Genomic DNA, 19,588 nt, shown 5'->3' on the forward strand with positions numbered 1-19,588 from the left:
CGCCACTCCCTGCGCCGCATGGCCGGTCGCGGGGTGACAGGAAAGGACGCGAGAGCCCCTCATGCCGACCAAGATTGCCGACGTTGGCGCTGACGCGCTTCGCGAAGCCAAATCAAATCTCGATACGGATTATGTTCCTGGCGACGACGAAGAGTTTATGAACGAGCGGCAGCAGGAGTATTTCCGCGGTCTGCTGCTCGCCTGGAAAAAGTCCATCCTGTCCGAATCCGAATCGACGCTGGCGCATTTGCAGGACGGGCCGCTGCGCGAACCCGATCTCGCCGATCGCGCGTCGAGCGAGACCGATTGGGCGATCGAGCTTCGTACCCGCGACCGCCAGCGCAAGCTGATTGCCAAGATCGATTCGGCGATCCGCCGCATCGATGAAGGCGAATATGGCTATTGCGCAGTAACCGGCGAACCGATCTCGCTGGCCCGCCTGCAGGCGCGCCCGATTGCCACCATGACGCTGGAGGCGCAGGAGCGTCACGAGCGCAACGAACGGATTTCGCGCGAAGATTGATCCGCGCCGGGACAAAAGGCCCGATCAGCGGCGGCAATTTACATTTCGGCAACGGCTGAACTCTAGATTCGCGACCCTGACAACAACGCGGGGAATGGGTCGCAATGGATTCGCGTGGGCCGGTATCGGTTGATGAAGAAGTCGCAGCGCTGTCGCGCGGCGCGGATCGGGACAGTCTGTTCCTGCAGGCGGGATTGATTCTGCCGGGTCGCACCGATCCGGTTATCGTCCGGGTGCGCAACCTGTCGCCGGGCGGCATGCTGGCCGAGGGCAAGGTCCGCGTCGAACAGGGCGCGGCGATCGAGATCGATCTGAAAAATATCGGTCCGGTGCCGGGGCGCGTCGTATGGGCGGGCGAGGGCAAGTTCGGGATCGCCTTCGATCATCAGATCGATCCGCAGGCGGTGCGTCGTCAGGTGGTGTCGCAGTCCGATTTGCCACCGCATCTGCGGCGTTCGGGCCTCGAACGGGGGCCGCTGTACCGCCGACGCTGATGCATCCGGTTTAGGGCAGCATCAGCGGGGCGGTAACGACTGGCGATCGTCAAGCGATCGCGAGCATCTCTTCCTTCACTTTCAGCTTCTGCTTTTTCAGCTGCGCCAGCGCTGCCATGTCGGGCGCAGGGCGCCGCTCTTCATTCGCAATTTTCTCGTCGAGGTTCGCGTGGCGCGACTTCAGGGCGGAAAGATGCGACGTGCTCATGGACCATTCTCCTTTTCGACTCGATTGGCAGGTCCGAGTAAATCACGAATCGGCACGAATGTCGTCGCGATTCGGCCAGCCGGTCCCCGTTGCGGACCAGTGGTGAACGTGGCAGGGAAGCGCGCGTGAGCACCGATGAAATTACCCAGCGCCTGGAACTGCTTCGCGTCGAGCATCGCGACCTCGACGCCGCGATTATTGCGCTCGGCGAGGCGGCGGTCCCCGACCAGTTGCAACTCGCACGCCTGAAGCGACGCAAGCTCAGGCTGCGCGATGAAATTGCGTGGTGCGAGGATCAACTGCTGCCCGACATCATCGCCTGACTCAAAACGGGACGACGGCAGGCAGCGATTTCATGGTTACCGCCATTGCATTGCCGGGCAGCCGTGGCATCCATCGGTAGATGGTGGCCCAGCATTCAGACATGATGGCAATCGCAGCGCCGGTGCAACGCGCCCAGGTCGAAAATCTCTATGTCGAAGCCATGGTGCTCGCGGACGAAGCGCACGCGGCCTTTGCCGCGCAGCGCGACCTCAGCAGTTCCCGGCGCGACGGTCTGATGCAGATCAGCCTCGCGTGCGAATCGCTCAAGACGACGACGCGGCTGATGCACGTCATCGCATGGCTGCTCCATCGCCGTGCGATGATGGCGGGCGATCCGGGCGCCGGTCCCAACGACAGCGCGGCGCGCATCGGCGATCCGATCGCCGCCGACTGGGGCGTTTGCGACGGATTCGAAGGATCGGTGCAGCGCATCATCGCGGCGAGCGAACGTCTGTTCGAACGCATCGCGAAGATCGAGGCGGGCTGGAACGCGCCGCAGGCCGCGACCCCGGTGCAGCGGTTGCTGGCGCAGTTGGAGGCGCGGCTTTAGGCTTGGGGGGACTGGCTTTGTGGGGGGCGGACGTTAGCGATAACCGTCGCCCCCGCGAAGGCGGGGGCCGCTAGCTTCCTATCCCCGCGCTGCTGCGTAAACCGACACCGGCCCCCGCCTTCGCGGCGGCGAAGTCATATTTCAGTCGCTGCCAGCCCTTACCCCGACCACTCCACCCACGCGCCATGGGCGTGCGCATGCGCCAGTTTCACCGGCGCGCCGCCGCCCGGCCAATACCGTACCACCAGCTCGTGATGATGCACCGTCCGATTGGCCTCGAGCGCGATCCAGGCTAGCGGGCGCTCCGCGGTCGCGCGGGCGCCCGCGGCTTCCATCGCGGCGGTGACGCGCGCCTGCTGATCGGAGGGGACATATTGCCAGACGATTGAGTGCATCAGCACCCGGGTCGTGCCTTCGGCTTGCGGGCGCACCAGTTCGGCCTCGACGAAGTCGGCGGCGTTGGCGTGGATCAGCTTTGGGGCCTGCTCGGTCGCAGCAGCGATCGCGGCCTCCATGCGCTGGAAGCGGACATGATGTTCGGGCCAGATATAGGCTTTCAGCCGCAGCGCCTGCGCCGGGTCGGTCAGGTCGACGGGCGCGACGTCGCAGCCTTTGAGGCCCGCAAATTCAATGGCGTGCATCGGCGGATGGTTGCCGCGCCATTCGGGGGCGAACGCCATCGCACCCGGTGTCGGGCCGACATGCACCCCGCCAAGATCATAATGATAGCGGTCGATCATCAGGTTGATCCCCGCGCTCGACCCGATTTCGAAGCAGTCGAAGCGCTGCGGCAAACCCTTGTCGGCAAGCCACAGCATCGCCGCAATGAAGTTCGACGAGCGCCCCGCCTCGTTGGTCTGCGGCGGCCCGTCGAGCCACGGGAGCAGTGCTGCCTCATGTCGAGCGACGACCCCGGCGGCGATCGCGGCATCGTTGATGTCGTCGGCATCGGCATAGATCGGCGCCAATTCGTGCGCGGTTCCCGCAAGATGCAACGCGTGCAGCCCGCCCGCGGCGCGCAGCGGCAGCGCATCGGCGAGCGGGGCGCCCTTCCAGTCGGCGATCCGCCGCGCAAATTCGCTGGCAGGCTGGTCGAGCAACGCGGCCAGCGCTGCCACGATCCGCGCGGTCACCGGGGCGCCGTTGGCCCGGCAATAGGCGACCTGATTGGCAAAGGCGGCACGCACTGCGACGGGTCCGGTATCGCCCAGTTCGATTGGCTCGTAACGCTCGCTCATTGCCCTTTGCCCCGTCGCCGCCTATGTGCGCGACGCTTATGCCCGAACCGATCATCTTTGCCATCCCCAAGGGACGCATCCTCGACGAGGCGCTGCCGCTGCTGGCGCGCGTGGGTATCGAGCCCGCGGCAGACTTTTTCGACAAGAAAAGCCGCGCCTTGGTGTTCGGGACGAACCAGCCGCATATTTCGTTGATCCGCGTCCGCGCCTTCGACGTCGCGACGTTCGTGGCCCACGGCGCGGCGCAGCTGGGCATCGTCGGGTCCGATGTGGTCGACGAATTCGATTACAGCGAATTGTATGCGCCGGTCGACCTCGGCATCGGCCATTGTCGGCTGTCGCTGGCCGGCCCCGAAGGCAGCGCGCCGCCGGGGCTGGGCGAGAGCCATATCCGCGTCGCGACCAAATATCCGTCGACGACGCGCCGCTGGTTTGCAGGCCAGGGCATCCAGGCCGAGTGCATCAAGCTCAACGGCGCGATGGAAATCGCGCCGAAGCTGGGGCTCGCCTCGCACATCGTCGATCTGGTATCGACGGGGCGGACGCTGGTCGAAAATGCGCTGGCCGAGCAGAAAATCATCAGCGAGGTGTCGGCGCGGCTCATCGTCAATCGCGCCGCGTTCAAGCTGCGCTCGGCCGAAGTGCCGGCGCTCGTCGAAAAATTCCGCCAGGCGGTGGGCGATGCGGCGGCTTGACGCCTCCGACCCGGGCTTTGCCGCCGCGTTTGACGCGCTGGTCAACGACCGGCGCGAAAGCGCATCCGACGTCTCCGCCGACGTCGCTGCGATTATCGCGAGCGTAAAGGCCGAGGGCGATACCGCGCTTGCCGAATATACCGCGAAATTCGACCGCTTCGATTTGGACGCGAGCGGCTGGAGCATCTCGAAGGCCGAATGCGCCGCAGCCTATGAGGCGCTGGTCCCGGACCTGCGCGACGCGCTCAATCTCGCCGCCGACCGCATCCGTGCTTATCACGCCGCCCAGCTGCCGGAGGACCGCGATTATCGCGACAGCACCGGCGCACGGCTCGGCGCGCGCTGGAACGCGGTCGATGCGGCGGGGGTCTATGTTCCCGGAGGTCGCGCCGCCTATCCGTCGTCGGTGTTGATGAACATCCTGCCTGCGAAGGTCGCAGGGGTCGGGCGTATCGTCATGATGACCCCGACGCCGGGCGGTGAGACCAATCCGGTGGTGATGGCGGCGGCGCATATCGGCGGGGTCGATGAGATCTGGCGGGTCGGCGGGGCGCAGGCTGTCGCGGCGCTGGCTTATGGCACCGACAAGATTGCACCCGTTGACGTTGTCACGGGCCCCGGCAACGCGTGGGTCGCCGAAGCGAAGCGCCAGCTGTACGGCGTCGTCGGCATCGACATGGTCGCGGGGCCGAGCGAGATTGTCGTCGTCGCGGATAGCCGGAACGATCCGCGCATTATCGCCGCCGACCTTCTCAGCCAGGCCGAGCATGACCCGACCAGCCAGTCGATCCTGTTCACCGACGATGCCACCTTCGCCGAGGCGGTCGCCGCAGCGGTCGACGCGATCATCCCGACGCTGAGCACCGCGGCAACGATGCGCCAAAGCTGGGCTGACAATGGCGCCTTTGTCATCGTCACGGCGCTGGCCGACGCGATCCCGCTCTGCGACCGGCTCGCGCCCGAACATCTCGAACTCGCGGTCGATCCCGCCGAGGCTGACGCGCTGTTCGCCAAGGTCCGTCACGCCGGCTCGGTCTTTCTCGGCCGCCAGACTCCCGAGGCCATCGGCGATTATGTCGCTGGTCCAAACCACGTCCTCCCGACCGGCCGCCGCGCGCGCTTTTCGAGCGGCTTGTCGGTCACGGATTTCATGAAGCGCACCAGCTTTCTGGCACTGGACGAAGCCAGCCTCGCCGCGATCGGCCCCGCAGCGGTCGCGCTTGCCGGGGCCGAGGGGCTTCCCGCGCATGCGCTATCGGTCAGCCAGCGTCTCAAGTAGAAAAGAACCATGAACCAACGCGCCCAGTCTCGCTCCGCCGCACGTCTCGCCGCCGTCCAGGCGCTTTATCAGCACGAGATGGAGGCGACCCCCGTTGCCAAGCTGATCCACGAATTTCACCAGCACCGGATCGGCGCGACGATCGAGGATGCCGAATATGCGGGCGCCGACGTCGCCTTTTTCGACGACATCGTGAAAGGCACGTTGGCGCGCGTCGACGAGATCGATGCGGCGATCGTGGCGCGGCTGGCCAGCGGCTGGTCGATGGAGCGGCTCGACCGCACGATGAAGGCGATTTTGCGCGCCGGCGCCTATGAACTGATCGCGCGCGGCGACGTGCCGGTCGGCGCGGTGGTCAGCGAATATGTCGATGTGGCCAAGGCGTTTTTCGATGCGCGCGAAGCGGGGTTTGCGAATGGCCTGCTCGACGCGATCGGCAAGGACGCGCGGAAGAATAGCTAAGCTCCTTTCGTGTCGAGCGAAGTCGAGATACGCAGACCGTAGCCCGTCCCAAGCGTGTCTCGACTTCGCTCGACGCGAGCGGAATTAGGGCACATTGTTCTGGGTGAGAGGGTATCGCATGTCCGAAACCGATTTCATCGCCCGTCTGCGCGCCATCGCCGCTGACCCCGCCGCGCGTGGCCTGACCGACGATGCCGCCGAGTGGGAAGGGCTGGTCCTCACCCACGACATGATCGTCGAGGGCGTGCATTTCCTGCCTGACGACACGCCGCAGGATGTCGCGTGGAAGCTTGTCGCGGTGAACCTGTCGGATCTCGCCGCGAAAGGCGCCGAGCCGGTTGGCGTGCTCGTTGGTTATAGCCTGGGCGACGCGGAATGGGATGCGGCGTTCGTGGAAGGGCTCGATCTGGCGCTTCGCCGCTTTGGCGTCATTCTGCTCGGCGGCGATACCGTGCGCGCGCCCGCGGGCGCGCCGCGCAGTTTCGGGCTGACCGCGATCGGCCGCGCGCCGCCGGGCGGGGCGCCGTCGCGGTCGGGGGCGCGGCCGGGCGATCAGCTGTGGGTGACCGGATCGATCGGCAATGCCGGGCTAGGCCTTGCGATGCGCCTCGGTCACGAGGAAGCGAACGAGACCTGCCTTGCCGCCTATCGCCGCCCGCAGCCGCAACTGACCTTCGGGCAGGCGGTGGCGCCCCACGTGCATGCGATGATGGATGTTTCCGACGGGCTGCTGATCGACGCCGAGCGGATGGCGACCGCCAGCGGGTGTGAGCTGGTCCTGATGCTGGAGGCGGTGCCGCTGTCGGCGGCCTTGCTCGCAGTGCGCCCCGATGTCGTCGATACCCGGCTGGCGGCGGCGAGCGCCGGTGACGATTATCAATTGCTGTTCGCGGCCGATCCGGCGGCGGCAGGCGCGATCCGTGATATTGCGGCTGCATTGAATATCGCGGCGACGCCGATCGGCCATGCCGGGGTGGGCGAGGGGCTGTTGCTGACGCACCGCGCCCAACGCATCGCGCTGCCCGAGCGTCTCGGTTTCACACATTGACGCGAAACCGTTACAAAAGTGCCGAAAAACCGGGCTTGCCCTAGGCTTTCTTTCTTCCCATAACGCGGCGTCCAAATATTGGGGCGGTCGCATCAGGGGAGAGGGCGAACCGGCAATCATAAGTCGGACGTGCTCGACTGTTCACTGGGTCCGCCCCGTTCAATGGGGAAGGAAATTCATGATTGATCCGGTTATGATCGCGATAGCGTGCGGCCTTGTCGCCGTGCTCTATGGCTTCATTACCTCGCGGCAGGTGCTCAGCGCCTCGGCGGGTAACGAAAAGATGCAGGAAATTGCTGGCGCCATTCAGGAAGGCGCCAAAGCCTATCTGGGCCGCCAATATCGTACCATCGCCATCGTTGGCGTCGTCGTCGCCGTGCTCGTTGGGATGTTCCTCGGCGCGATTTCGGCGACGGGCTTTGTCATCGGCGCCGTCCTGTCGGGGGTTGCCGGATACATCGGCATGAATATTTCGGTCAAAGCGAACGTGCGCACCGCGGCTGCGGCGCAGACCGGATTGCAGGCGGGTCTAACCATGGCGTTTCGCGCCGGTGCGATCACCGGCCTGCTGGTGGCGGGCCTCGCGCTCCTCGCGATCTCGGTCTTTTTCTGGTATCTGATCGGCCCCGGCGGTTATACCGTTGGCGGTGAGGATCGCACGGTCGTCGACGCGCTTGTCGCGCTGGCCTTTGGTGCTTCGCTGATCTCGATCTTCGCGCGTCTGGGCGGCGGTATCTTCACCAAGGCTGCCGACGTCGGCGCCGACCTCGTCGGCAAGGTCGAGGCTGGGATCCCCGAGGATGATCCGCGCAACCCGGCGGTGATCGCCGATAACGTCGGCGACAATGTCGGCGACTGCGCCGGTATGGCCGCCGACCTTTTCGAAACCTATGTCGTGACCGTCGGCGCCACCATGGTGTTGATGGCGCTGCTGCTCAAGGGGGCGGGCGAGATGCTCGTGCCGCTGATGAGCCTGCCGCTGCTGATGGGCGGCGTCTGCATCATCACCTCGATCATCGGCACCTATTTCGTCCGTCTCGGTAACGGGACGAATGTCATGGGCGCGATGTACAAGGGGTTTCTCGTCACCGCGATCCTGTCGATCCCGGCGATCTGGTTCTCGACCCAATATGCGCTGGGCAGCATGGAAGCGCTGATCCCCGGGACCGATTTCAACGGTCGTTCGCTGTTCTATTGCTCGCTGCTCGGCCTGATCATCACCGGGCTGATCATCTGGATCACCGAATATTACACCGGCACCAACTATCGACCGGTGCGCTCGATCGCCAAGGCATCGGAAACCGGTCATGGCACCAACGTCATTCAAGGGCTGGCGATCAGCCTCGAATCGACCGCGCTGCCCACGCTGGTGATCTGCGCGGGGATCATCATCGCCTATATGCTGGCGGGGCTGATCGGCATTGCGTTTGCCGCGACCGCGATGCTGGCGCTGGCCGGAATGGTCGTCGCGCTCGACGCCTATGGCCCGGTCACGGATAACGCCGGCGGCATTGCCGAAATGGCGGGCCTCGACGACAGCGTGCGTGAAAAGACGGACCTGCTCGACGCGGTGGGCAACACCACCAAGGCGGTGACCAAGGGCTATGCCATCGGTTCGGCGGGTCTTGCGGCGCTGGTGCTGTTCGGCACCTATACCGCCGATATCACCGAATATTCGGCGGCGCTGGGGCTGACCGAGCCGCTGACCTTCTCGCTGTCGTCGCCCTATGTCATCGTCGGGCTGCTGCTGGGCGCCCTCCTGCCGTACCTGTTCGGGGCGATGGGCATGACCGCGGTCGGCCGCGCGGCGGGTGAAGTCGTCAAGGATGTTCGCGACCAGTTCAAGAACAACCCCGGCATCATGACCTATGAATCGAAGCCCGACTATGCACGCACCGTCGATCTGGTGACCAAGGCGGCGATCAAGGAAATGATCATCCCGTCGTTGCTGCCAGTGCTCGCGCCGATCGTCGTGTTCTTCGTGATCCGCGCGGTCGCCGGACCGGCTGCGGCGCTCGAAGCGCTTGGCGCACTCCTGCTCGGCGTGATCGTTGGCGGGCTGTTCGTCGCCATCTCCATGACCTCGGGCGGGGGCGCATGGGACAATGCGAAGAAATATATCGAAGACGGCAACCACGGCGGCAAAGGCAGCGAGGCCCATAAGGCCGCGGTGACCGGCGACACCGTCGGCGATCCGTACAAGGACACCGCGGGCCCGGCGGTCAACCCGATGATCAAGATCACCAATATCGTGGCGATCCTGCTTCTCGCGGCGCTGGCGCACGGCGCGGCGTAAGCCGGGCCGCCCTTGCGGGCAAAAAAGAAAGCCCCGTCGGAGCGATCCGGCGGGGCTTTTTTTGGTGGTCAAGCGATCGCCATCCGGAACACGGCAAGATTGCTGCATTGCACCAACCCCTTCCCACATTGCCGCGCCGCTGCTAGGCGCCCGCCATGTCCCAGAAGCATCCCGAACGCCGCACCTTTGCCATCATCTCGCACCCCGACGCGGGCAAGACGACGCTGACCGAAAAATTGCTCGTCGCAGGCGGGGCTATTCATATCGCGGGCGAGGTCAAGGCGCGCGGGCAAGCGCGGCGTGCGCGGTCCGACTGGATGAAGATCGAGCAGCAGCGCGGGATTTCGGTCACCTCGTCGGTGATGACCTTTGAACATGCCGGGCTGGTATTCAACCTGCTCGACACGCCGGGGCACGAGGATTTCAGCGAGGACACCTATCGCACCCTGACCGCGGTCGACAGCGCGGTGATGGTGATCGACGCCGCCAAGGGCATCGAGCCGCAGACGCTGAAGCTGTTCGAAGTGTGCCGCCTGCGCTCGGTGCCGATCATCACCTTCATCAACAAGGTCGACCGCGAAGGGCTGCCGCCGTTTGAACTGCTCGACGAGGTTGCCGACCGGCTGGCGCTCGACGTGACCCCGATGAACTGGCCCGCGGGCATGGGCGGGCAGTTCGAAGGAATCTACGATCTCGTGGATCCGGCGATCATGAAACCGGGCGCCGATGCATCGCGGATGTATGAAGGGCACCGCGCCAAGGTGGCGGGGCTGGATGACCCGGCGCTGGCCGCCGAGATCAGCGCCGACGCGCTCGCGCACCTCAAGGAAGAAACCGAGCTGGCATCGGCATGCTATGCCGAGTTCGACGCAGCGGCGTATCGGAATGGCGATCTGACGCCGGTCTATTTCGGGTCCGCGCTCAAGGAGTTCGGCGTCGTCGACCTGCTCGCGGCGCTCGCGAACCACGCCCCGGGGCCGCAGCCACAGCCCGCCGAACCGGCACCGGTCGAGCCGACGGACAGCGCGGTGACCGGCTTCGTGTTCAAGGTGCAGGCCAATATGAACCCGGCGCACCGCGACCGCATCGCCTTCATGCGCCTGTGTTCGGGCAAGTTCGAACGCGGGATGCGGTTGATGCAGGGCGGAACGGGCAAGGCGATCGCGATCAGCCGCCCGATGCTGTTCCTGGCGCAGGACCGCGAAATGGCCGAGGAGGCCTTTCCCGGCGACATCATCGGCATTCCCAACCACGGCACGCTCCGCGTCGGCGATACGCTGTCCGAACGCACCGACATCACGATCACCGGGCTGCCCAATTTCGCCCCCGAATTGCTGCGCCGCGTCGCGCTGGTCGACCCGACGCAGACCAAGAAACTGCGCAAGGCGCTCGACGATATGGCGGAGGAGGGGATCATCCAGGTTTTCTACCCCGAGATCGGATCGAACATGATCGTCGGCGTGGTCGGCCAGTTGCAGCTCGAGGTGCTGATCAGCCGACTCGACGTGGAATATAAAGTCGAGGCGAAACTGGAGCAGTCGCCGTGGGAAACCGCGCGCTGGATCGCCAGCGACGACGCCGCCAAGCTGAAGGCGTTCCAGTCCGAACATCGCGGCGCGAGCGCCACCGATCGCGACGGCGCGCCGGTGTTCATGGCGAAGGACGGCTGGGAAGTGGGCTATATCACCCAGCGCAATCCGGATATCCGATTTACGGCGACGAAGGAGCGGCGGTTGGGCGCTTTGGCGGAGTAGAGTCCGTCGCCCCCGCGACGGCGGGGGGCCGCTTGCCGCCTTCCTCAGCCTCGCTGCGCAAACCGACGGCGGCCCCCGCCTTCGCGGGGGCGACGCTATGTTCAGATCAGGCTCAGCAGATCCGTCGTTGCCCCAGCTTCCGCGCCTTCCTCCTCCTCCTCTTCCCCCTCGAACTTGCTCAGCGTCAGCCCCAGCAAGCGTATGCCCTGTTCGGTCGGTAGCAGTGGTGCCAGGATCGCTTCGCCCGCCGCGAGCAGCGATGCGCCATCGAGGATCGGCGAGGGGACCGACTTGGCCCGCGTGATCGTCCGGAAATCGGCGTAGCGCAGCTTGAGCGTCACGGTCCGCCCGCGCGCGCCTTTCTTGGCGGCGCGGTCCCACACCACGGTGCACACATGCGCCAGCGCCTCGCGGATTTCGGTATCGGTGATCAGGTCGTTGAAGAAGGTGCGTTCGCCACCCAGCGACTTCAGCGGGCGGTTCGATTTGACCCGGCGATGATCGATGCCGCGCGCCAGGTTGAACAGCCATTCGGCACTGTTGCCGAAATTCTCTGCCAGCCACAGCGGGTCTTTTGCCGCGAGATCGGCGCCCGAAAAGACCCCGAGCCCTTCCATCTTCGCCGCTGTCACCGGCCCGATGCCGTGAAAACGGCGGATCGACAAGGTCTGGACGAACGCGGCGCCCTTGGCCGGTGGGATGACAGTCAGGCCGTCGGGCTTGTTCTGATCGGACGCCAGCTTGGCAATGAACTTGTTATAGGAAACGCCGGCCGACGCGGTCAGGCCGGTTTCCTCGCGGATGCGGCGGCGGATCAGCCTGGCGGTCGCGGTTGCGCTGCCCAATCCCATCTTGTCGGCGCTGACGTCGAGATAGGCCTCGTCGAGCGACAGCGGTTCGACCTCGTCGGCATAGTCGCGAAAGATCGCGCGGATCTGGTGCGAGATGTCGCGGTACACCTCGAACCGCGGCGGGACAAAGATCAGCGCCGGGCACTGGCGCTTCGCGGTGATGCTCGGCATCGCTGACCGCACCCCGAACTTGCGCGCCTCGTAACTTGCCGCCGCGACGACGCCGCGCCGCGACGATCCGCCGACCGCGACCGGCTGCCCGCGCAGCGCCGGATCGTCGCGCTGCTCGACCGACGCGTAAAAGGCGTCCATGTCGACATGGATGATCTTGCGAACAGAGGCGTCCGCGCCGTCACCGGGGTTGAGGTCCGCGTCGTCGTGCACGGCGCAGCTTTAGCATGTTGCCATGATGTTCTCAACGATGCGCACGACGGCGGGCTTGACGAAGATGGGGCAAACTGGCAATCGCCGCCGACCTTGGGTGAGCGGGTATAGCATAGTGGTAATGCTCTAGCCTTCCAAGCTAGCTAGGCGGGTTCGATTCCCGCTACCCGCTCCATGTTCCTTTTCTTACTTCGCCGATTCAATGCCCAGCAACTCGACCGTGAACAGCAGGGTCGCGGCGCCCGGGATCGGGCCTTTTCCTTCGGGCCCATAAGCGAGCTGGTAGGGGATCGCGAGTTCGACCTTGTCACCGACGCCCATCAGTCCCACGCCTTCCTGCCAGCCTGGAATGACGCGATTGAGCGGAAAGCTGGTCGGCGTGCCGCGCTTGATCGAGCTGTCGAACTCCTGTCCATCAGCGAGCGTGCCGACATAGTGCACCGTGACGACGTCGGTGGGGGCGGGGTGCGCGCCGCTGCCGTCGCCCGCGATGCGGCGCCAGCGGAGGCCGCTGGGGGTGACGTGCCAACCGTCCGCACCATTGCGTTCGGACAGCGCGGCCATCTGGCGGTTGAGCCAGGCGGTCCCTTGCGTGGGCTCAGCGGCGACCGCCGCGGGCAGGAAAAGGCCCAGGCTGGCGGCGGTCAGTAGCAGGCGAAGGGGTAGCGATGCGGCCATAATGTCTCCTGTTGTCTTGGCGCCGCATAAGCCCGGACGTGCGCGGCGAGCAACCCCGATCGACCCCGCCGTGCCGCCGCCGCCCCGCCGACCCGTCAGATTAACGCGACGAACGCCGCCCCCGTTGGGATCAATCGGCGCTGCCGGGTCGTTGATCGGGTTCACCCCCTTCTGCTCAATCGATGGAGAATGAAATGCATATGGCCAAAAAGCTAGTCATCGCGCTGGCGGCATCGTCAGCCGTATTGGCGCCGGTCGCGGCATCCGCAGCGGTCGGTGTGCGGGCGCCATCGTACGTTGCTGGCGAAAGCAATCTTGAGGGCGATTCGAGCTGGATCATCGGTCTGGTCGGTTTGCTCGCCGGGATCACCGCCATCGTCCTGATTTCCGACGATGACGAGGATTCGCCGGTTAGTCCGTAATCGACGCTGTTGCTGTTGGAACGGGTGCGTGCATCGGTGGTGCGCGCACCCTTGCATTTTTGCGCGCAAGGCTGTCGCGGTTTTCGCGAAAATGAACGGCGCCGCCGAACTGCGACAATTTGCGACAATTTTGCGCCGATCCGGCAAGTGGCTGGGACAAATGACGCCTAGAACGCCTTCATCGGGATCCGGTCATCCCCCGGATCGATCCCCTGAAGGAGTTCGTACCATGTACAAGAAGATTTCGTTTCTGACGCTGGGCGCCGCGTTGATTGCTGCGCCCGTTCTGGCTGCCCCCGGCGGCGCCAAGGCCGACACCGACGGTAACGGCACGCTATCGCGCGCAGAGGCGCAGGCGCATGCCGCCGAGCGGTTCGCCAAGATGGATTACAACAAGGACGGCAAGATCGACGCTGCCGATCGGACGGCGAAGCGCGCCGAGATGCAGGCCAAGAAATTCGCCAGCCTCGACGCCGACGGCAATGGCAGCATCAGCCAGGCCGAATGGACCAACCAGAACGCCGAACGGGCCGCCAAGCGTGCAGAGCGCGTCGCCAAGCGCGCCGAGGCTGGCGAAGCCGGCGACGGCAAACGTCACGGCATGCGCGGTCATGGCAAGCGTGGCGCGCGCCATGCCATGCACGGCGGCATGATGGCCAAGGCCGACACCAATGGCGACAAGGCGATCAGCCAAGCCGAATTCCAGGTTGCCGCGCTGGCTCGCTTCGATGCGGCGGACGCCAACAAGGATGGCCAGGTGACCGCCGATGAACGCAAGGCGCAGCGCAGCGAATGGCGCGCCAAGCGTGCGGCACCCGCTGCTCCCGCCAGCTAATTGGCATTTGGCAGGGATCGGCGGCGACGGGCAGGCTTTCTTCCCCCCTCCCGGCATTGCCTTTGCGGCTGGTCCCTGCCAGCTATCGCCCATCGGTCGTTCGACCGGTGGGCGAACTAGCGTTCCGACTTTGGCGTTTTCAGCGGATCGACAATGACCGAAAACCATAACCCGCGCATCCTGCTGATCGACGACGAACCGTCGATCCGCGAGCCGCTGACCGAATATCTGACCGCCCAAGGCTTTGCGGTGACCGCCGCAGCGAGCGCCGCCGAGGCGCGATCGGTGCTGCGTGCCCAGTCGATCGACTTGGTCGTCAGCGACATCATGATGCCCGGCGAGGACGGTCTGTCGCTGACCCGCCACCTGCGTGAAAACAGCGCCATTCCCGTTATCCTGCTCACCGCGCGCGCCGAGGATACCGAACGGATCATCGGGCTGGAGATCGGCGCCGACGATTATGTTGTCAAACCGTTCAACCCGCGCGAGTTGGTGGCGCGCATCCGCACCGTGCTGCGGCGGACGCAGCAGGGCGGGCGCGTGCTCGATCCCGGCGGAACCAGCTATGCCTTTGCCGACTGGGTGCTGCGCGAAGTCGAACGGGTGCTGGTCGATAGCCAGGGCAATGAAGTGGCGCTGTCATCGGGCGAATATCATTTGCTTCACGCGCTGGTCCGCCATCCGCGGCAGGTGATGAGCCGCGACCGGTTGCTCGATCTGGTGCGCGGGCGCGAGGCCGAAATTTTCGACCGCGCGATCGACAATCTCGTCAGCCGCCTGCGCAAGAAGATCGAGGTGGACGCGGCGCACCCGCAGATCGTCAAGACGGTGTGGGGCGGCGGCTACACGCTGGCCTGCGAAGTCAAGCGGATGGGACCGGCGGCGTGAAAATTCGGTTGTGGCCGCGCAGCTTGATCGGCCAGCTGGTCCTTGCTGTGGCGCTGATGCTGTTCGCCGCGCAAGCGATCAATTTTGCCCTGCTCGTGCGCGGCCAGAGCCAGCAGACGCTGGCGCATGGCGGCGGCATGGCGGTGGCGCGGATTATCGATGCGGTCGACCGCGCCCGGCGCGGGGAATTGCCGCCGCAACAGGATGAGCGGTCGGGGGAGCATGGACGTCCCAACCGCGCCCAGAAACTTGTGGTTTCGGACCGGCCGCTGCCGTTGCCGACGGGGGCCGTCCCGCTGCCCGATCTTGCCGATTATGTCGAAAAATTGCTTGGCGAGGCGGACGTCACCGCTGAGTCGGTCGATGCGTGGGCATTGCCACAGCGACCGCGGCTGCGAGCCAATATTCCCGGCAGGACCGTCATCGTGTCGGCCCAGATCGATGGCCGTTACATCGCGGTGCGCGGTCGTATTCCGACCAGCGGCAATCGCTTGCAGGGCTTTCTGGTCTGGCAGACGCTGTCGCTCTATCTGCTGCTGCTGATACCGATCATGGTCATCGCCTGGCGCGCTGCGGCGCCGCTGCGTGACCTGACCCGCGCCGCGCGGTCCAATCCGGCGCTGCGCGACGCGACGCCGCTGGAAGAGGAGGGGCCGTCCGACGTCCGCGACCTGATCATCGCCTTCAACGCCTATCGCAGCCGGATCGCGACGATGCTGTCAGACAAGGACCGGATGCTCGGCGCAGTCGGCCATGACCTGCGAACCCCGCTCGCCAGCCTGCGGGTAAGGGTCGAGCAGGTCGACGACGACGCGCTGCGTGACAAGATGATTGCGTCGATCGAGGAAATGGCGGCGATGCTGACCGACATATTGGCGCTGGCGCGGTCGGGCGCGGGAACCGAGGGGCGCGAGCCGGTGGCGCTGCGCGGACTGGTCGAAGAGCTGGCCGCGGATTATCGCGAACGCGGCAAGGATGTGGCCGTGGCGGCAGCCGTCGACGCTGGGGTGCTTGCGCGTCCGTTGCTGCTGCGCCGCGCGCTCCGCAACCTGATCGACAATGCCGCGGCTTATGGGGTGCGTGCGCGCCTGTCGGTCGAGCGCGCGCCGGGTGCGGTGCGGATCATCGTGTCGGACGATGGCCCCGGCCTGTCCGACGATCAGATCCGGACGCTGGTCGAACCCTTCGCGCGCGGCGAGCAGTCGCGCAACCGGGCGACCGGCGGGTCGGGGCTGGGGCTGTCGATCGCGCGCGACATCGCCGAGGGCGAGGGCGGCGAACTGACGCTTCGCAATCGTGCCGACGGCGGTCTGGACGCGGTGATCGCGTTGCCGACAGCGTAGTTCGTCGCCCCTGCGAAGGCGGAGGCCGCTAGCGGTTTACTCGGAAGCGCTGGAATAGGCCAACAGCGGCCCCCGCCTTCGCGGGGGCGCCAAGTGGGTCAAGCGTAAATCGCGATCGCCTGACTACCGCTCAGCACTGGCTCTCCGGCGCGGTTCCACAGCATCATGTCCTGTACCGACAGGCCGTGGCAGGCATAGCCGGTTTTTGCCGACAGCAGCCACCAACCATCGTCTGTTCGCGGATCGGCGGTGAGCATGTTCACCGTCCAGTTCATCGAGCTGATCGGGCCGAACTGGCTGAACAGCGCCATCGCAGCGGGCGGCAGCGCGTCGCCCATCGCGAGCAGCGCGACGGCCGGATGGCACGCCGGTTCCTCGACGAAGCGGACCCAGGTCAGATATTCGCCGACTTCGCTTTTCCAGGCAAAGCGCGGGCCGGTGGTCGGACGCATGTCGAAATGGCGGGTAAAGGCGGGGCGCGCGTGATGTTCGGGAACGGGCGCCAGCGTTTCGGGCGCGGGTGCGTCGGGCATCGCCAGCCGATTATGGTCGAGATGACTTTGGCGATCGGGCGAAAAAGCAAAGACCGCCGCCGTACCGAAACCTGCGTCGCTCGACACACCCGCGTCGACAAACAGCGAGGATTTCGACTGGCGCAGCACGCGCGTGTTCACCGTGCAGTCGCCGCCGACCGGACCGACAAAGCTGATCTGCGCATAGCGCAGCGGCGTGTCGGTGGGGTGGAGCGCCATCGTACCGGCGAGTGCGACCGCCGAGCTGATCCCGCCATAGGCGGTGCGCCCCTGCATCCAGCCGTCGTCGATATGTGCCTTTGCCACGCCGTCTTCGGTGCGCAGCGTCGATAGCAGCGCGTCGAGCGCGCTGGGAGAGGTGGTCATCTTGCGGTTATTCCTCGATTTGGAAGGTCAGTCCGGCGTGCTCGGTCAGCCGCGCGATCAGCGCGTCGCCGAGCAGTGCGCCGGGGGTCCACACGCCGCCCGCGCCTTTGTTCGCGAGTAGCGCCATGCCCGTTTCGGCGAGCATCTTCGACGTCGAGCCATAGCCGGGGTCGCGGTCGCCCTGAACGCTGGCGCGAACGGTCGTGCCGTCGGGATATTCGCCGATGAACAAGATGTCGTAGAAGCCGTTTTCGCGCTCTTCCTTGCTCGGTCCTTCGCCAGGTTTGAGATTGGAGTCGCCGAACGGGTTTGCCTTCGCCATCGCTTCCGCCATTGCTTTTCCGGCATCGCCGATCGTCGTCATCACCATCTCATCATACACCAGATCGACGCCCCACGGATGTCCAAGCAGGAAGTTGGTGCGGTGGACATTCTTGGTGTTGATCGGCGCCATCACGAACGGTGCGGTCCAGGTGCCGGTGGCGCTGTCATATTCGGGGAACAGGCCGGTCGGTTGCGACGGACCCTCGAACCCCGGGGTCAGCGCGAAGGAGGATTTGAGCAGCAGCGCCAGCGACGGCTTTTTGGCGACGGCCTTTAGCGTTTCGGTCAGGCTGGCGATGGTGCCGCCCGATGCGCCGCCCGCCATCTTGCGGACCCGGCCCTTGACGCGCGGCGCGGGCTTGCCGCGGCGCTTCACGGCCTCGGCCTGCAGGAAATGGACGCCAAGGTCGAAGGGGATCGAATCGAAGCCGCAGCTGAAGGTGATGCGCGCGCCCGATGCCTTCGCCGCACCCTCGTGCACGTCGATCATCTCGCGCATCCAGCCGGGTTCGCCGCACAGGTCGGCATAGGCGGTGCCCGCCTTGACGCAGGCGGCTACAAGTTTGCTGCCGTAAAGCTGATAGGGGCCGACGGTGGTAAGCACGACCTGCGTGCTAGCGGCCATCGCATCGAGGCTCGCGGGATCGCTGGCGTCAGCGACGACCAGCGGCGTATCAGCGGGGGCGCCGATGAGGTCACGTACTTCGGCAAGCTTGTCGAGGCTACGCCCCGCCATCGCCCATTTCGGCGCGTCCGGTCTGCCCCCATAATGCTGCGTCAGATATTCAGCGACGAGCCGACCGGTGAAGCCGGTGGCGCCATAGACGATGATGTCAAATTCGCGGCTGGCCATAAATGCCTCCCTTTACGTAAACGTAAAGGGAGGCTAGCGCAGCGTGGCTTCGATGCCAAGCGCCAAGCGTCAGCGGCGCCAGAACGGTCGTTTTTGAATCACCACCGGCTCGCCGACCGCCGCCGCTTCGGCGCGGCCCTCGGCGCGTGCGGCGCGAACCTCGGCTTCGCTCGCCCGCAGCTGCGCATCGCGCGCCGCCAGTTCGTTGCGGCGGCGCTGGCGCAGCGCATCATAGCTCCAGCGCGTGTGACCATAACCGAACAGCGCGAGCAAGCCGCCCGCGATCGCCAGATTCTTCATCGCCGCCATCGCCTGCACCGGATCGGTAAATTCGCGGTGGAAAAACAGGATCGTCGCGAGGACAAAGCCTGCCAGCAAGATCGACCACAGACGAACCGCGATACCGAGCGCGATGCAAACACCCGCAATCAGCTCGAACAGCCCGGTCGGGATGGCGAGGCCCGCGGGCAGGCCCGCGGCGGTGATCATCGCATTGGTGTCGTTGACGTGGATCAGCTTGTTGATCCCCGACACGATGAAAATCAGTGAAATGAAGAGGCGGCCGATAAAGACAGCGATCATGGACATGCGTCGATCCTCCAAACGATGCCCCGTCCGCTTGTGCAAGGAGGACGCGCCGCAGCGACGGAGGTTCCGCGTCAGAGTTTCGGCAGGGTCACACCCTTTTGCCCCATATATTTGCCCGCGCGATCGGCGTAGCTCGTCTCGCAGGGCTCGTTACCCTGGAGGAACAGGAACTGGCACGCGCCTTCATTGGCGTAAATCTTGGCGGGCAGGGGGGTGGTGTTGGAAAACTCCAGCGTCACATGACCCTCCCAGCCGGGCTCAAGCGGGGTGACGTTGACGATGATCCCGCAGCGCGCATAGGTCGACTTGCCGAGGCAGATCACCAGCACGTCGCGCGGGATACGGAAATATTCGACCGTTCGGGCTAGCGCAAAACTGTTCGGCGGGATGATGCAGACGTCGGTTTCGCGATCGACGAAATTCTTGGGATCGAAATCCTTGGGATCGACGATCGTCGAATCGACGTTGGTGAAAATCTTGAACTCGGGCGCGACGCGCGCATCATAGCCGTAGGATGACAGGCCATAGCTGATGCACCCGTCGCGGCGTTGCGCCTCGACGAACGGTTCGATCATGCCCTGCGTTTGGGCGGCTTCGCGAATCCAGCGGTCGGAAAGAATGGCCATGGTGTCTCTTGTCGGTCCTGTGGGGC

Annotated in this window: 22 protein-coding genes and 1 tRNA gene; 15 read left to right on the top strand and 8 right to left on the bottom strand. The window is 65.4% G+C overall.

The genetic code is table 11. From position 1 onward, the window contains the following. Window positions 1–61 precede the first annotated feature (61 nt). Complete coding sequence (dksA, locus tag SPYCW_RS05405; protein WP_120215932.1) at window positions 62–523, top strand: RNA polymerase-binding protein DksA; 462 nt, start codon at window positions 62–64, stop codon at window positions 521–523. Between the two features lie 104 nt (window positions 524–627). Then, window positions 628–1,017 (top strand): PilZ domain-containing protein, encoded by a 390-nt coding sequence (locus tag SPYCW_RS05410; protein WP_120215933.1) that lies wholly within the window; start codon window positions 628–630, stop codon window positions 1,015–1,017. 49 nt (window positions 1,018–1,066) lie between these two features. On the opposite strand, the gene SPYCW_RS05415 is transcribed toward SPYCW_RS05410, so the two are convergent. Further along, window positions 1,067–1,225 carry a DUF465 domain-containing protein gene (locus SPYCW_RS05415; RefSeq protein WP_120215934.1) on the bottom strand — a complete coding sequence of 53 codons (159 nt, stop codon included), beginning with the start codon at window positions 1,223–1,225 and terminating at the stop codon, window positions 1,067–1,069. 125 nt (window positions 1,226–1,350) lie between these two features. Here SPYCW_RS05415 and SPYCW_RS05420 point away from each other — a divergent pair, with 125 nt between their 5' ends. Together SPYCW_RS05420 and SPYCW_RS05425 are read left to right on the top strand one after the other, a co-directional pair. After that, on the top strand, window positions 1,351–1,548 hold the full coding sequence (locus tag SPYCW_RS05420; RefSeq protein WP_120215935.1) for a YdcH family protein: 198 nt from the start codon (window positions 1,351–1,353) through the stop codon (window positions 1,546–1,548). A 101-nt stretch (window positions 1,549–1,649) separates the two neighbouring features. Further along, window positions 1,650–2,099 carry a DUF1465 family protein gene (locus SPYCW_RS05425; protein WP_232014840.1) on the top strand — a complete coding sequence of 150 codons (450 nt, stop codon included), beginning with the start codon at window positions 1,650–1,652 and terminating at the stop codon, window positions 2,097–2,099. Window positions 2,100–2,257: 158 nt separating this feature from the next. On the opposite strand, the gene SPYCW_RS05430 is transcribed toward SPYCW_RS05425, so the two are convergent. Further along, window positions 2,258–3,337: a DUF2332 domain-containing protein gene (locus SPYCW_RS05430; RefSeq protein ID WP_120215936.1), complete on the bottom strand. Its 1,080-nt coding sequence runs from the start codon at window positions 3,335–3,337 to the stop codon at window positions 2,258–2,260. 38 nt (window positions 3,338–3,375) lie between these two features. Here SPYCW_RS05430 and hisG point away from each other — a divergent pair, with 38 nt between their 5' ends. The 6 genes from hisG to SPYCW_RS05460 all read left to right on the top strand — a co-directional run bounded on the left by hisG (window position 3,376) and on the right by SPYCW_RS05460 (window position 10,871). Further along, entirely contained in the window at window positions 3,376–4,032 is a 657-nt protein-coding gene (gene hisG / locus SPYCW_RS05435) for an ATP phosphoribosyltransferase (protein ID WP_120218126.1), read from the top strand. Next, entirely contained in the window at window positions 4,019–5,311 is a 1,293-nt protein-coding gene (hisD, locus tag SPYCW_RS05440) for a histidinol dehydrogenase (RefSeq protein WP_120215937.1), read from the top strand. The genes hisG and hisD overlap by 14 nt, the downstream gene beginning before the upstream one ends. Before the next feature lie 9 nt (window positions 5,312–5,320). After that, a complete protein-coding gene (gene nusB, locus SPYCW_RS05445; protein WP_120215938.1) occupies window positions 5,321–5,773 on the top strand; it encodes a transcription antitermination factor NusB in 453 nt (150 codons plus the stop codon). A 118-nt stretch (window positions 5,774–5,891) separates the two neighbouring features. Continuing rightward, entirely contained in the window at window positions 5,892–6,821 is a 930-nt protein-coding gene (gene thiL, locus SPYCW_RS05450) for a thiamine-phosphate kinase (protein WP_120215939.1), read from the top strand. 181 nt (window positions 6,822–7,002) lie between these two features. After that, window positions 7,003–9,117 (top strand): sodium-translocating pyrophosphatase, encoded by a 2,115-nt coding sequence (locus SPYCW_RS05455; RefSeq protein WP_120218127.1) that lies wholly within the window; start codon window positions 7,003–7,005, stop codon window positions 9,115–9,117. A 155-nt stretch (window positions 9,118–9,272) separates the two neighbouring features. Further along, on the top strand, window positions 9,273–10,871 hold the full coding sequence (locus SPYCW_RS05460) for a peptide chain release factor 3 (protein WP_120215940.1): 1,599 nt from the start codon (window positions 9,273–9,275) through the stop codon (window positions 10,869–10,871). Between the two features lie 101 nt (window positions 10,872–10,972). Here SPYCW_RS05460 and dinB read toward each other — a convergent pair whose 3' ends face one another. Next, a complete protein-coding gene (gene dinB / locus SPYCW_RS05465; RefSeq protein ID WP_120215941.1) occupies window positions 10,973–12,106 on the bottom strand; it encodes a DNA polymerase IV in 1,134 nt (377 codons plus the stop codon). Window positions 12,107–12,207: 101 nt separating this feature from the next. On the opposite strand from dinB, the gene SPYCW_RS05470 reads away from it, so the two are divergent. Further along, window positions 12,208–12,281: transfer RNA gene (locus SPYCW_RS05470), tRNA-Gly, on the top strand. Between the two features lie 11 nt (window positions 12,282–12,292). Here SPYCW_RS05470 and SPYCW_RS05475 read toward each other — a convergent pair. Continuing rightward, complete coding sequence (locus tag SPYCW_RS05475; protein ID WP_120215942.1) at window positions 12,293–12,784, bottom strand: FKBP-type peptidyl-prolyl cis-trans isomerase; 492 nt, start codon at window positions 12,782–12,784, stop codon at window positions 12,293–12,295. A gap of 194 nt (window positions 12,785–12,978) precedes the next feature. Here SPYCW_RS05475 and SPYCW_RS05480 point away from each other — a divergent pair, with 194 nt between their 5' ends. The 4 genes from SPYCW_RS05480 to SPYCW_RS05495 all read left to right on the top strand — a co-directional run bounded on the left by SPYCW_RS05480 (window position 12,979) and on the right by SPYCW_RS05495 (window position 16,272). Beyond that, complete coding sequence (locus SPYCW_RS05480) at window positions 12,979–13,206, top strand: hypothetical protein (protein WP_145985945.1); 228 nt, start codon at window positions 12,979–12,981, stop codon at window positions 13,204–13,206. Window positions 13,207–13,435: 229 nt separating this feature from the next. After that, complete coding sequence (locus SPYCW_RS05485) at window positions 13,436–14,041, top strand: EF-hand domain-containing protein (RefSeq protein WP_120215944.1); 606 nt, start codon at window positions 13,436–13,438, stop codon at window positions 14,039–14,041. Window positions 14,042–14,194: 153 nt separating this feature from the next. Continuing rightward, window positions 14,195–14,929 carry a response regulator gene (locus tag SPYCW_RS05490; RefSeq protein ID WP_120215945.1) on the top strand — a complete coding sequence of 245 codons (735 nt, stop codon included), beginning with the start codon at window positions 14,195–14,197 and terminating at the stop codon, window positions 14,927–14,929. After that, a complete protein-coding gene (locus SPYCW_RS05495) occupies window positions 14,926–16,272 on the top strand; it encodes a sensor histidine kinase (protein ID WP_232014841.1) in 1,347 nt (448 codons plus the stop codon). The genes SPYCW_RS05490 and SPYCW_RS05495 overlap by 4 nt, the downstream gene beginning before the upstream one ends. A 98-nt stretch (window positions 16,273–16,370) precedes the next feature. On the opposite strand, the gene SPYCW_RS05500 is transcribed toward SPYCW_RS05495, so the two are convergent. From SPYCW_RS05500 to dcd, 4 genes are all read right to left on the bottom strand, one after another. Continuing rightward, window positions 16,371–17,171, bottom strand: coding sequence for an acyl-CoA thioesterase (locus SPYCW_RS05500; protein WP_120215946.1), 801 nt, complete (start codon window positions 17,169–17,171; stop codon window positions 16,371–16,373). Between the two features lie 7 nt (window positions 17,172–17,178). After that, on the bottom strand, window positions 17,179–18,348 hold the full coding sequence (locus tag SPYCW_RS05505) for a saccharopine dehydrogenase family protein (protein WP_120215947.1): 1,170 nt from the start codon (window positions 18,346–18,348) through the stop codon (window positions 17,179–17,181). A gap of 69 nt (window positions 18,349–18,417) precedes the next feature. After that, entirely contained in the window at window positions 18,418–18,936 is a 519-nt protein-coding gene (locus tag SPYCW_RS05510; RefSeq protein ID WP_120215948.1) for a DoxX family protein, read from the bottom strand. 71 nt (window positions 18,937–19,007) lie between these two features. Then, window positions 19,008–19,562, bottom strand: coding sequence for a dCTP deaminase (gene dcd / locus SPYCW_RS05515; RefSeq protein WP_093512738.1), 555 nt, complete (start codon window positions 19,560–19,562; stop codon window positions 19,008–19,010). Window positions 19,563–19,588 lie beyond the last annotated feature (26 nt).

The organism is Sphingopyxis sp. EG6, assembly GCF_003609815.1.
In the GTDB taxonomy this organism is placed as follows: domain Bacteria; phylum Pseudomonadota; class Alphaproteobacteria; order Sphingomonadales; family Sphingomonadaceae; genus Sphingopyxis.

What these genes read in the sequence shown, in the direction of transcription:
- SPYCW_RS05485 (WP_120215944.1), top strand. Translation starts at nt 13,436, where the DNA reads ATGTACAAGAAGATTTCGTTTCTGACGCTGGGCGCCGCGTTGATTGCT.
- SPYCW_RS05510 (WP_120215948.1), bottom strand. Translation starts at nt 18,936, where the DNA reads ATGTCCATGATCGCTGTCTTTATCGGCCGCCTCTTCATTTCACTGATT.
- SPYCW_RS05410 (WP_120215933.1), top strand. Translation starts at nt 628, where the DNA reads ATGGATTCGCGTGGGCCGGTATCGGTTGATGAAGAAGTCGCAGCGCTG.
- SPYCW_RS05500 (WP_120215946.1), bottom strand. Translation starts at nt 17,171, where the DNA reads ATGACCACCTCTCCCAGCGCGCTCGACGCGCTGCTATCGACGCTGCGC.
- dcd (WP_093512738.1), bottom strand. Translation starts at nt 19,562, where the DNA reads ATGGCCATTCTTTCCGACCGCTGGATTCGCGAAGCCGCCCAAACGCAG.
- SPYCW_RS05425 (WP_232014840.1), top strand. Translation starts at nt 1,650, where the DNA reads ATGATGGCAATCGCAGCGCCGGTGCAACGCGCCCAGGTCGAAAATCTC.
- SPYCW_RS05415 (WP_120215934.1), bottom strand. Translation starts at nt 1,225, where the DNA reads ATGAGCACGTCGCATCTTTCCGCCCTGAAGTCGCGCCACGCGAACCTC.
- SPYCW_RS05480 (WP_145985945.1), top strand. Translation starts at nt 12,979, where the DNA reads ATGCATATGGCCAAAAAGCTAGTCATCGCGCTGGCGGCATCGTCAGCC.
- SPYCW_RS05460 (WP_120215940.1), top strand. Translation starts at nt 9,273, where the DNA reads ATGTCCCAGAAGCATCCCGAACGCCGCACCTTTGCCATCATCTCGCAC.
- nusB (WP_120215938.1), top strand. Translation starts at nt 5,321, where the DNA reads ATGAACCAACGCGCCCAGTCTCGCTCCGCCGCACGTCTCGCCGCCGTC.
- thiL (WP_120215939.1), top strand. Translation starts at nt 5,892, where the DNA reads ATGTCCGAAACCGATTTCATCGCCCGTCTGCGCGCCATCGCCGCTGAC.
- SPYCW_RS05490 (WP_120215945.1), top strand. Translation starts at nt 14,195, where the DNA reads ATGACCGAAAACCATAACCCGCGCATCCTGCTGATCGACGACGAACCG.
- hisD (WP_120215937.1), top strand. Translation starts at nt 4,019, where the DNA reads ATGCGGCGGCTTGACGCCTCCGACCCGGGCTTTGCCGCCGCGTTTGAC.
- SPYCW_RS05475 (WP_120215942.1), bottom strand. Translation starts at nt 12,784, where the DNA reads ATGGCCGCATCGCTACCCCTTCGCCTGCTACTGACCGCCGCCAGCCTG.
- SPYCW_RS05430 (WP_120215936.1), bottom strand. Translation starts at nt 3,337, where the DNA reads ATGAGCGAGCGTTACGAGCCAATCGAACTGGGCGATACCGGACCCGTC.
- SPYCW_RS05505 (WP_120215947.1), bottom strand. Translation starts at nt 18,348, where the DNA reads ATGGCCAGCCGCGAATTTGACATCATCGTCTATGGCGCCACCGGCTTC.
- dksA (WP_120215932.1), top strand. Translation starts at nt 62, where the DNA reads ATGCCGACCAAGATTGCCGACGTTGGCGCTGACGCGCTTCGCGAAGCC.
- hisG (WP_120218126.1), top strand. Translation starts at nt 3,376, where the DNA reads ATGCCCGAACCGATCATCTTTGCCATCCCCAAGGGACGCATCCTCGAC.